The following is a 10,131-nucleotide window of genomic DNA, read 5'->3' as shown; positions in this document are numbered from 1 at the left end:
TCGCCCCCGGCGAGACGCTGCTGGTGTTGGGCGCCTCGGGCGGCGTGGGACTGGCCGCCATCATGATCGGCAAGGCACTGGGCGCGCGCGTGATCGCCGCCGCCAGCACCGACGAGAAGCTGGCACTGTGCCGCACGCACGGCGCCGATGCGGTCATCAACTACACCACGGAATCGCTGCGCGATCGGCTCAAGGCGCTCACCAACGGGCTCGGCCCCGATGTGATCTGTGATCCGGTGGGCGGTGAGCTCGCCGAACCGGCGTTCCGCAGCATCGCGTGGGGCGGGCGGTATCTCGTGATTGGATTCGCCGCCGGCGCCATTCCCGCGCTGCCGCTCAACCTGCCGCTGCTGAAGGGTGCCTCGGTAGTGGGCGTGTTCTGGGGGGCGTTCGAGCAGCGCGACCCGGCGGCGAACGCGCGGCATCTGGCGCGGCTCATGGCGTGGGTCGCGAACGGGACGATCGCGCCCGTAGTCAGTGCGCACTATCCGCTCGAGCATACGGCCCTCGCGCTCCGGGCACTGCTCGATCGGCGGGTCGTGGGCAAGGTGGTGGTGACGCCGTCGCGTCAGCGTTGAAACGTGACGCGACCGCGGGAGAGCGTGAGGACCACCGCACCGCGTAGCAACGCAGCGCCGTCGGCGCGGAAGGGATCGACGTTCAGTACCGTGAGGTCGGCCCGCTTGCCCACGGCAATCGTGCCGGCGTCCCGTTCGTCGAAGCCCGCGTTGGCGCTCCACACGGTGTAACCACGCACCGCTTCTTCCGGTGTCATGCGCTGTGCCGGATACCAGCCGCCCGCTGGCGCGCCGCTGGTGTCCTGACGCGTGATGGCGGAGTGCAAGCCGTAGAACGGACTCCAGTCGGAGCCGGGCAGATCCGACGAGAACACCAGCGCCGCCCCGGCGCGGCGCAGCGTGCGCCACGCATAGGCGCCACCGACGCGCTCCGCGCCGACCCGTGTCTCCGCCCATCCCTTGTCCTCGACGGCGTGCGGCGGCTGCACGGAGGCCACGACGCCCAAGGCGGCGAAGCGCGCGATATCCGGCGGCGATACGACCTGGGCATGTTCCACGCGATGGCGCAGGCCGCGCGCCCGCGGGGTGGCACGGGTGACCGAATCGATGAAGTCGAGCGTGGCGCGGTTGCCGGCATCACCGATCGCATGAATGCCGACCTGGAAGCCGGCGCTCATCGCATCGGCGACCAGCCGTTGGTCGAACCCATAGGCCCCACCACTGACACCGCGATGCCCGGGACGGTCTGCGTAATCCGCGAGCAACTGCGCCCCCCGCGAGCCGAGAGCGCCGTCGTAGTACGCCTTGACGGCGCGCACCGTGAGCGTGCCGTTGGCGGAGGTGAAGGGGCCGCGTGCGATCCAGCGGCGGATCAGCGCCGAGTCACGCGCGCTCAGCATCGCGTACACGCGCAGGGGCAGCGAGTCGCGCGCCGCCAGTCGCTCGAAGCTGTCCATCACGTCGGGAGCGACTCCCGCCTCATGCACGCCGGTATAACCCGCGGCGGCCATCACGTGCAGCGCCCGCAGCACCTGCGCGTCCCGCTGGGCCGGCGAGGGAATCGGTACGGCGTCGTCGAGCAGGGGGACCGCGCGATTGAGCACCAGCCCGGTGGGTTCGCCGCTCGCGTCGGTGCGGATCTCGCCACCGGCCGGTACCGGTGTCGTGCGCGTGATGCGAGCGAGGGTGAGCGCCCGTTGGTTCGCCCACGCGGCAAAGCCGTGCAGGCTGCGCAGGATGACCGGATGATCGGGCACCCGCGCGGAGAGCAGGCGCTTGTCGGGATAACGGTTGGCCCACGCCCCTTCGTCCCAGCCGTAGCCCAGGATCCACTCGCCCTTCGGCGTCTGCGCGGCGCGGGCGACGATGCGTTCCACGGCCTCCGCCTCGGTGGCGACACCCGTCAGGTTCACGCGGTCGAGCGACTGGCCGAGCTCCGCGATATGGGTGTGTGCATCCACGAGCCCCGGCAGCACGATCTGTCCGGCGAGGTCGATCACGCGCGTGTCTGGCCCGGCGAGGGCGAGCGCCCCGGAATCCGACCCGACGAACACGATACGCCCATCGCGCACGGCCACGGCGGCGGCGTCGTGGTGCCAGCCACTGCCGGCGTCGTACGGCGCCTCGGCCGAGGGGCGCCCATCGGTTGACGGTTCCGGCCACGCGAGGGAATACACCAGGCCGTTGCGCAGAATGAGATCGGGCGCGGGTGCGCGGCTGCGCTCCCCGGAGCAAGCCGCCGCCAACGCCAGGAACAGCGCGGGCAGCGCGCGCGCCCGGAGGCGCCGGAACTGAAGCATGGCGGTCATGCACGAAAGGTACGGGTTCCGCCGACAACGCGTGCGGCTTCGCCCGATGCTGGGCGAACCGCTGGTCGGCACGTTTCCCGACATGCGAAACTCCTCCAACAACACGTCGACGGCGCCGGCACGGGGTGTGGCCCGTGCGGTCGCGCTCCTCTCCTTCCTGCTCCTTGGCGCCTGCGCGACGGTCCACGCCGGTGCCGACTTCGCGCCCGGCCTTCGGCTCGACCAGTATCGGACGTTCGACTGGGGCGGCGGCGACTCCCTGCCCGTCGGTGATCCGCGACTCGACCAGAATCCGTTCTTCGACGCGCGCGTACGCGCCGCCGTCGAGCGCGAACTGGCAGTGCGGGGCATGACACGCGCCACCGGCTCCCCCGATCTGCTGGTGCACTACCATGCGAGCGTGCGGCAGCGGGTGGACGTGATCCGGGCCGATGAGGGGCGCGGCTACTCCTCGCCACCGCAAGGCACGTCCGATCGGGTGGTCGAGTTCGAGGAGGGGACGCTGATCGTCGATGTTGCGGAGCCGAAGGCCAAGGCGATTCTGTGGCGCGGCTGGTCGCAGACGGATGTCGGCGGGTTGCTCGACAATCCCGGGGAGATGGAGAAGCGCATCCGCGAATCGGTAAGGCTGATGATGCTGAAGTTTCCGCGATAGCGCTGGTCGGGGCCGGCGCGCACCGATGCCTGCCGTGGAGGGCACTCGGTTACGTTGTGAAGCACACCGGCCCCCGCGCACCGACCACACGCATCGCCTTGCCCCACGAACCGACCGCTCCGTCACGCACCCCCGAAGGCGTCCTCCGCGAGGTCTTCGGGTTTGACGAGTTCCGCCCGGGGCAACGCGAGGTCATCGACGCCGTGCTGGCCGGCAAGGATTGCATTGCCCTGATGCCGACAGGCGCGGGCAAGTCGCTCACCTATCAGCTACCGGCCCGCCTGCTCGACGGCACGGTGCTGGTGATCTCGCCGCTCATTTCGCTGATGAAGGATCAGGTGGACGCCGTGGCGGGCCTCGGCTTCACGGTCACCGCCATCAATTCCACGTTGGAGTTCGACGAGCGTCGTGCCCGTATGGACGCGTTTCGCGCCGGCGCGTACGAACTGGTGTTCCTCGCCCCTGAAGCACTCGACGGCTACCTCGGCGACTTCGTGCGCGATTGCCCCATTTCACTGCTGGTGGTCGACGAAGCGCACTGCATCAGCCAGTGGGGGCACGATTTCCGTCCCTCCTATCGCCGCTTGCAGGGGCTCAAGGAGCAACTCGACGTGCCGGTACTCGCCCTCACGGCGACCGCCACCCGACGGGTCGCCCTCGACATTCTGCGACAGCTCGGCATGCGCAAGCCGGCCGGTTTCAAGGGCTCGTTCTTCCGTCCCAATCTGCAGATCGCGACCCGCAAGAAAGGGCAGGGTGGCAACACGCGCGCCGAGATCCTCGCGCTCATTCGCGCGCACGAGGGGGAGAGCGGCATCGTGTACTGTCAGAGCCGCAAGGGCGTGGATCAGACCGCCGAGTTTCTGTCGGCGCAGGGTATTCGTGCGCTCCCGTATCATGCCGGCCTCGAGCCCGATGAGCGCGCGCGGAATCAGGAAGCGTTTCAGCGCGACGACATCGATGTGATCGTGGCGACGGTGGCGTTCGGCATGGGCATCGACAAGTCCAACGTGCGTTTCGTGATTCACCGCGACATGCCGAAGGACATCGAGTCGTGGTACCAGGAGATCGGCCGCGCCGGCCGCGACGGCGTGCCGAGTGATTGCGTGATGTTCTACTCGTGGGCCGATGTGAAACTGCACGAGCGGTTCCTCGACAACCTCGACGACGAGAACGTGCGCGAGCGTACGCGACTCGCCACGGTGGCGCTGTTCGACCTGGTGGAGCGGTCGCGCTGCCGGCACCAGGCGCTCGTGGCGCACTTCGACGAGGAGATCGGCCCATGCGGGAGCTCGTGCGACGTGTGCACGGGACATCGCACCGACGAGCGCATTGCCGAACTGGTGGAGTCGCAGGTGGGCACTTCGCGGGCGCGTCGCGCGGCGGTGAGTGGCGGCACGAGCGGCCGGACGTCGCGTGGCCCCGACGCCGCGATGCTGGACGACGACGATCGGGAGCTGTTTGAGCGGCTCCGGGTCGTGCGCCGTGAACTGGCCGACGAGGCCGGCGTGCCGGCGTACATCGTGTTCGGCGACAAAGTCCTGCTGGAGATGGTCGCCCGCCGGCCGGGCAGCCCACGCGAGCTGTTGCAGGTGCCGGGTGTCGGCGAAGCGAAGTTGGAGCGCTACGGCGCTGCGTTTCTGGACGTGCTGCGGGGCTGATCCCCCCGGTTCGCCACGCGTGGGTGAAGTCCCGATGTCCGCATCGTGACCGCACCCACGCGTTGCTACCCGTGATGCTCCGTGGTTACCGCGCCATCACTTCACCGTCAGCGTCCTCGTCGCGGTGCCGACGGTCGTCGTGCCAAGCTTGGCGGTGACCGTCACCACCACCGAGCCCGCGTTCTGGAAGGTCACGATATAGCGCCGCAATCCGGTCCCTGTCATCGTGCCGACCCCCGGGAAGCTCCAGGAGTACACCACGCGTGGGGCATCGGCGGCGGACACCGAGGTCGGTACGCCCGCGTCCACCGTGCAGACGCGCGCCGGGCACGACGCGGTGAGCGGCAGCGTGTTGGCCGTTGGCGTGGGCGTCGGTTTGGGGGTGGGCGTGGGTGTCGGGGTGGGGGTAGGTGTGGGTGTGGGCGCCGTGGTGCCGGGGAGGCGACGTACCGCCAGCAGGCGGTTCGGCGTGTTGGGCATCAGGCCGGTGACCTTCCCGGCGGTGCTCTCCGCCAGGATCCACGTCGTTACGGCGTCGGGGGTCGCCGTCTTGTTGACGGCGAGAAACACCGCGGCCGCACCGGCCACGAACGGCGACGCCATCGACGTCCCGGAGGCCATGACCAGCGCCGCGTCACCGCTCATGCCGGCGCCCGGAACGGAACTGCCCGGTGCACTCAGGTCGACGCAGGCGCCGCCATTGGAGAAGCTCGGCCGGGCGTCGGTCGCGTCCGTCGCCCCCACCGTAATCGCCCCTGGGGCACGGGCGGGAGAGATGGCGCACGCATCGCCGCCATTGTTGCCGGCGGCGACGACCACGACGATGCCGGCGGCGCGCATGCGATCGACGAGCGCGTCCACCACCGTGCTGCCTCCCGGGACGCCCAGGCTCATGTTGGCCACCATGGGGCCGGCCACGCGCCGCTTCTCGGCGATGGCCCAGTCGGCACCGCGCACCAGCTCCACCGAGGTGCCGGAACCCTGCGCATTCATGACCCGCACATCGAGCAGCGTGGCGCGGGGCGCCGCGCCAAACGCCGTTCCGGCGGCGAGGGAGGCCGTGAGCGTGCCATGGCCGTGGGCGTCGCCGCTGGTCTTGGCCGTATTCGTGAAGGCGTCGTAGCCACCGGCAACGCGTCCCGCAAGTTCACTGTGCGACCAGCGGATGCCGGTATCGAACAGCGCGATGCGGACGCCGGTACCATCGTTTCCGAACTGTGTTCGCCTGCCGTCGAGGGGGAGGGCGACCTGATCGATCCGGTCGAGCCCCCAGGAGCGGGTGGGCTGCACCACCGCGGCCATCAACTCCGTGGGACGGACGGGTTCGACCACCGCGACGGCCGGGTCGTTGCGCAACCGGATCAGCTCGTCGTCGGTGGCGGTGACCAGCGCCGCGTGCAGCGACGACAGCACTTCCACGGTGTCGTCCGACACCATCGCCGGCGACGGCGCGCCGAACGGTCGGGCCAGGGCGGCACGCCCCGGGAAGAGGGCCACCGCGCGCTCGGGCGCCACGTGTTGCATGACCTCGGCGGTCACTCCCATGGCGTCCGTGACCGTGTCACGGAGGATCACGAGGTACGCGGCGGAGTTCGGGGTCGGCGCCGCCTCCACCGTGACCTGTGTGGGATTGACACCGTCTGAACAACCAACGAGCAGGAGGGCGCCGAGGAGGGCACCTCCCAACGATACACGACTCACGACAACGCTCCTTGAAGAAAGAGTAGCTGTCGCCCGAAGGATGCCGCGTGCTCCCAGCGCCGGGATGGCGTGGGGAGCCACAGTGTGTGTCGGCAGCCGCCCTGACTCAGTGCGACCTGAGTTGGCTGGCTTTGCGGACCGCCGTCACCGGCGGGGTGCTCTTTTCGGACAACAATGCTGCGCAATGGAGTATCGGCCGCTCACGGCGGGACTTGAGCGTGCCGATTGTAACAGTGTGTGGGGCGCGGTCGGACCGGCGGTGCGCTACACCGGGCGTGCCGCCGCGGCGGCCAGCTGGCCGAGCGCCCACGCCGCATGCTTGCGCACGACCTCGAGAGCAGTTCAAGGGGTCAGAGTCGTTGGACGCGGTCAAACACGCAGACCCCTTGAACTGTGCGTTCAACGACTCTGACCCCTTGAACTGAAATCCCATGACGGGACGGCGCTGACCGCAGACCAACGCGTGTGCGGACTACAGCGCCTCGGAACTGCATAGTCGTGCAATCGCCCACGCCGCCTGCTGGCGCACGACCTCGTGCTCGTGCGCCAGCATCGCCTCGAGCACCGCAAGATCCTCCGCCGTGCCGACATTCCCCAGCACCACACATGCGTTCCGCTTGAGCATCCACAGCTTCGCGCGCTTGATCGCGCTGCCCTTGAACGCAGCGGCGTAATCCGCCGCCTCCATCATGAGAATCTCGCGCGCCAACGCCCGCGTGCCGTCGCGTGATCCCGCGTTGAGGAACATCGTACGCGAGGCGAACGCAGGCTCACGCAGCGCCGTCGTGAACGACACGTTCCACGGACACACCTCCTGGCACACGTCGCACCCGTACAGCAACCCGCCGATCTTCGCGCGCAACGCCTCGGGAATCGCCCCGCGCAGTTCGATCGTGAGATAGCTGATGCACTGCGTGGCGTCGAGCACGCGCGGGCCCGTGAACGCCTGAGTGGGACAGGCATCGAGACAACGCGTGCAGCTGCCGCAGCGGTCGGCCTCGAAGGGATCGTCCGCTTGCAGCTCGGCATCCGGTCCGAGCGCCACGAACAGCGACGACAGAAAGAAGAACGAGCCCGCCGTGGGGTTGATCAGCATGGTGTTCTTGCCGAACCATCCCAGGCCGGCCCGCTGCGCGAGGTCGCGCTCCAGAATCGGTCCGCTGTCCACGTAGGGCCGCGCGTTCACCGGCCGACCGAGCTCCTGCTCCAACCACTGGTGCAACGCCCGCGTGCGCTCGCGGAGCAGCTCGTGGTAGTCGTCGCCCCGCGCGTAGCGGGCCACCGGGCCGCTCGGCTCCCGCCCGCCATACTGCGTGGCCAAGACGATGGCGTGGGTAGCCCCCGCATGCGGACGGCGGGTGTCCCGTCGCAACTCGGCACCCTCGCCGGCCAGGTAGCCCATCTCCCCGTGCAAGCCCGCGTCGAGCCACGCGTCGAACCGGGCTTGGGTGGCCGGCGGGCCCAACGTGGTGATCCCCACCAGGTCGAACCCAAGGCCGAAGGCGTGCGCTTTCAGGCGCCGGGCGAGATCCGCCGCGCCGCCCGTTGGCATTACGGCTGGCGCCCCACCCAGCGGGCGAAGGCGATCACGTCGTCCGCCGGCGGAATCGCCCCTTCATCCCCGTAGGCCGTGTACATGCGCCACTTCACGTAACTCGTGGCCGGCAACGGCAGGAAGGGAAACCGCCGGAACCAATGCCGGTGACGGAATCGCCACGCAACGCGCAGCAAGTCCACCGCCAGAAACGGGTTGGCAATCGCGCGCAGCGTCAGGGTCAGGGACAGCGTTAGCCAAGGCATCACAAAAAATATACACGCGCCGCGTTCATCCCAACGCGGGCATTACTTTTCGCCCGTCCTCAACCCACGATCGCGATGACCCTCGACGAGTATCAGGAACTCGCCGCCCGCACACTCGGGCGCGACCGGACCCACGAACAGCAGCTCGCCAACGCGGCGCTTGGCCTCACCGGTGAAGCCGGCGAAGTGGCCGAGGTGATCAAGAAGCATCTCTTTCACGCCACGCCGCTCGATCAGGATGCGCTGGTGAAGGAGCTCGGCGACTGCCTCTGGTACATCGGGGCGTTCGCCACCGTGCTCGGGCTCAGCATGGACGACATCGCGCAGCGCAATATCGACAAGCTGCGCAAGCGCTACCCGGAAGGCTTCGACACTGAGCGCAGTCGCAACCGCACCGAGTAGTGGGTCGCGGGATCGGCGTCGCCGGACGGACTCACGTGAGTTTGGCGTGGTGAGTGGAAGTTTGGAGTCATGAGTGAGCCGACTGTTTTGGCTTGCCTCACGACTCGGAACTTCAACGCAGTACTCGAAACTCATCGGCTGCTCGGCCACCGCCGCCCCCCGCCCCCGCTCAGCGCAGAAACGACCGGCCGTCGAACGGAATGTCGGACGTCACGCCGAGCAGATCCAACGCGCTCGGCACCACATCGGTCGTGCGCTGCGGCTGGCGCGCCACGGGCCCATCGAGCAGCAGCGGCACCATCATCTGCTCGCGCAACAGCGCGCCATGGGTGGACACGTGCGGAGTCGGTTCATAGCGGGCCCGCAGATCCCAGCCAGTGGCCGCCGACAGCACGATGTCGCCCGCCCGTGGCGAAGGCACCAGGGTAGAGAGTTGCACGAGCGCGTCGGCATAGGGTGACGCGCCGCCGGCCAGCCAGGCGTCGTTCGCGTCGAGATCGGCCAGCGCGCCACCGAGGTGCAGCGGGTCGCCGTCGATCGGCGTGTAGCGCCAGCGCGCGTCGTGCCCCGCGTGCGAGCGCACGATGTCGGCCACCCCATCCTGCTCATGAAACACGCGCACGGTGTCGGTGCTCAGTGCCACCGCCAGCAGTCCGATGGATGGCTGCGCCAGCAAGGCCTCCAGTGTCGACTGCCATTTGGTGCGCAGCGCCGGCCACCAGGTGCGCGAGGTGCGCGCGGGATCGAGATAGAGATGACCCATCGCGTTGCCGCCGACCATGAGCGCCACGTCGGCTCCACGCATGCCCAGCTTGGGGTGCGCGAGCACGCGATGACCGCGCGCCGACAACCAGCCGTGCAGGTCTTCGTGTTCGGCCACGGGAGCATGGCCGTGGTCGCCCACCACCCAGATGCGCAGGCCATCGGCCCACCCGCCGGCGAGGGCGATGGCCTGCGCGCGCGCGATCGCTGTGTCCACGTCACCGATTGCCGTGCGGACCACGGCGGAGTCGCTGCCGAACGCGTGCGAGAGTTTGTCCGGACTGAGCACGCCCAGCATGGACAGCGTCGGGCGCGTGCGGGTGAAGCGACGGAAGAACTCCTGGATCGCCGCCTGCTCCACCCGGCGCCAGGCGCGCGCGTCACCGCGAAAGTGTGCCCAGCCGGCGCGCAGTGACCACAAGATGCCGCGCCCCACTCGACCGTGCGTCGCACCGCGGGCGATCATCATCAACCCGGCGAGCGACGGTTGCACGAGGTCGTACAGCGTGGGGCTGCGCGGATCGAGGTCGCCGTCCACGTGCCAGATGTCGATCCCGGAATAGCTGCGCGCCTGAGCGTGCGACCACGGCAACGAACGCGCACGATCGAACCAGCGCAGGCCGGGCATGCCCACGGACGCCGGATGCCGGCCCATCACGAAGGGAGCGTACGCCGGTCCCGTGACAGAGGGAAAGGAGGAGCTGATCGTGTGCAATCCGCCCTTTTCACGCAGCTGCGCCATGGCGGGGAGATTGCCGCGGGCCATCTCGTCGGCGAGCACATCGGGACGCACGCCATCGGCGACGACCAACAGCAGTCGCGTG

Annotated in this window: 9 protein-coding genes and 1 riboswitch; of the genes, 4 read left to right on the top strand and 5 right to left on the bottom strand. The window is 69.1% G+C overall.

The window, feature by feature from the left end:
- Positions 1-578 (top strand): zinc-binding dehydrogenase (locus tag ACIRA7_RS12105; RefSeq protein ID WP_396221101.1); only part of this gene is annotated, 578 nt, incomplete at its 5' end.
- Here the strand turns inward: ACIRA7_RS12105 and ACIRA7_RS12100 are convergent.
- Positions 569-2,326 carry an amidohydrolase gene (locus tag ACIRA7_RS12100; protein WP_396221100.1) on the bottom strand — a complete coding sequence of 586 codons (1,758 nt, stop codon included), beginning with the start codon at positions 2,324-2,326 and terminating at the stop codon, positions 569-571. The genes ACIRA7_RS12105 and ACIRA7_RS12100 overlap by 10 nt on opposite strands.
- Positions 2,327-2,408: 82 nt before the next feature.
- On the opposite strand from ACIRA7_RS12100, the gene ACIRA7_RS12095 reads away from it, so the two are divergent.
- Complete coding sequence (locus tag ACIRA7_RS12095) at positions 2,409-2,981, top strand: DUF4136 domain-containing protein (protein WP_396221099.1); 573 nt, start codon at positions 2,409-2,411, stop codon at positions 2,979-2,981.
- A 56-nt stretch (positions 2,982-3,037) separates the two neighbouring features.
- Positions 3,038-4,642 carry a RecQ family ATP-dependent DNA helicase gene (locus ACIRA7_RS12090; RefSeq protein ID WP_396221098.1) on the top strand — a complete coding sequence of 535 codons (1,605 nt, stop codon included), beginning with the start codon at positions 3,038-3,040 and terminating at the stop codon, positions 4,640-4,642.
- 96 nt (positions 4,643-4,738) lie between these two features.
- On the opposite strand, the gene ACIRA7_RS12085 is transcribed toward ACIRA7_RS12090, so the two are convergent.
- The 3 genes from ACIRA7_RS12085 to ACIRA7_RS12075 all read right to left on the bottom strand — a co-directional run bounded on the left by ACIRA7_RS12085 (position 4,739) and on the right by ACIRA7_RS12075 (position 8,143).
- The gene (locus ACIRA7_RS12085; protein ID WP_396221097.1) at positions 4,739-6,343 is read right to left on the bottom strand and encodes a S8 family peptidase; all 1,605 of its coding nucleotides are present in this window, start codon (positions 6,341-6,343) and stop codon (positions 4,739-4,741) included.
- 88 nt (positions 6,344-6,431) lie between these two features.
- Positions 6,432-6,513, bottom strand: a riboswitch (cyclic di-GMP riboswitch).
- 302 nt (positions 6,514-6,815) lie between these two features.
- Positions 6,816-7,895, bottom strand: coding sequence for a tRNA epoxyqueuosine(34) reductase QueG (gene queG / locus ACIRA7_RS12080; RefSeq protein WP_396221096.1), 1,080 nt, complete (start codon positions 7,893-7,895; stop codon positions 6,816-6,818).
- Positions 7,895-8,143, bottom strand: coding sequence for a hypothetical protein (locus ACIRA7_RS12075; RefSeq protein ID WP_396221095.1), 249 nt, complete (start codon positions 8,141-8,143; stop codon positions 7,895-7,897). The genes queG and ACIRA7_RS12075 overlap by 1 nt, the downstream gene beginning before the upstream one ends.
- A gap of 75 nt (positions 8,144-8,218) precedes the next feature.
- Between ACIRA7_RS12075 and ACIRA7_RS12070 the strand changes: the two genes are divergently transcribed.
- On the top strand, positions 8,219-8,545 hold the full coding sequence (locus ACIRA7_RS12070; RefSeq protein WP_396221094.1) for a nucleoside triphosphate pyrophosphohydrolase family protein: 327 nt from the start codon (positions 8,219-8,221) through the stop codon (positions 8,543-8,545).
- 169 nt (positions 8,546-8,714) lie between these two features.
- Here ACIRA7_RS12070 and ACIRA7_RS12065 read toward each other — a convergent pair.
- The coding region (locus tag ACIRA7_RS12065; RefSeq protein WP_396221093.1) for an alkaline phosphatase family protein at positions 8,715-10,131 on the bottom strand (1,417 nt) is incomplete at its 5' end.

The organism is Gemmatimonas sp., assembly GCF_044376735.1.
Lineage (GTDB): Bacteria > Gemmatimonadota > Gemmatimonadetes > Gemmatimonadales > Gemmatimonadaceae > Gemmatimonas.
The sequence above is the reverse complement of the archived record's forward strand: the minus strand, read 5'-3'. Positions and strand labels throughout refer to the sequence as shown.

Bases quoted from the DNA above. Each gene is read 5' to 3' on its own strand.
- ACIRA7_RS12095 (WP_396221099.1), top strand. From the start codon at position 2,409: ATGCGAAACTCCTCCAACAACACGTCGACGGCGCCGGCACGGGGTGTG.
- queG (WP_396221096.1), bottom strand. From the start codon at position 7,895: ATGCCAACGGGCGGCGCGGCGGATCTCGCCCGGCGCCTGAAAGCGCAC.
- ACIRA7_RS12100 (WP_396221100.1), bottom strand. From the start codon at position 2,326: ATGACCGCCATGCTTCAGTTCCGGCGCCTCCGGGCGCGCGCGCTGCCC.
- ACIRA7_RS12070 (WP_396221094.1), top strand. From the start codon at position 8,219: ATGACCCTCGACGAGTATCAGGAACTCGCCGCCCGCACACTCGGGCGC.
- ACIRA7_RS12075 (WP_396221095.1), bottom strand. From the start codon at position 8,143: ATGCCTTGGCTAACGCTGTCCCTGACCCTGACGCTGCGCGCGATTGCC.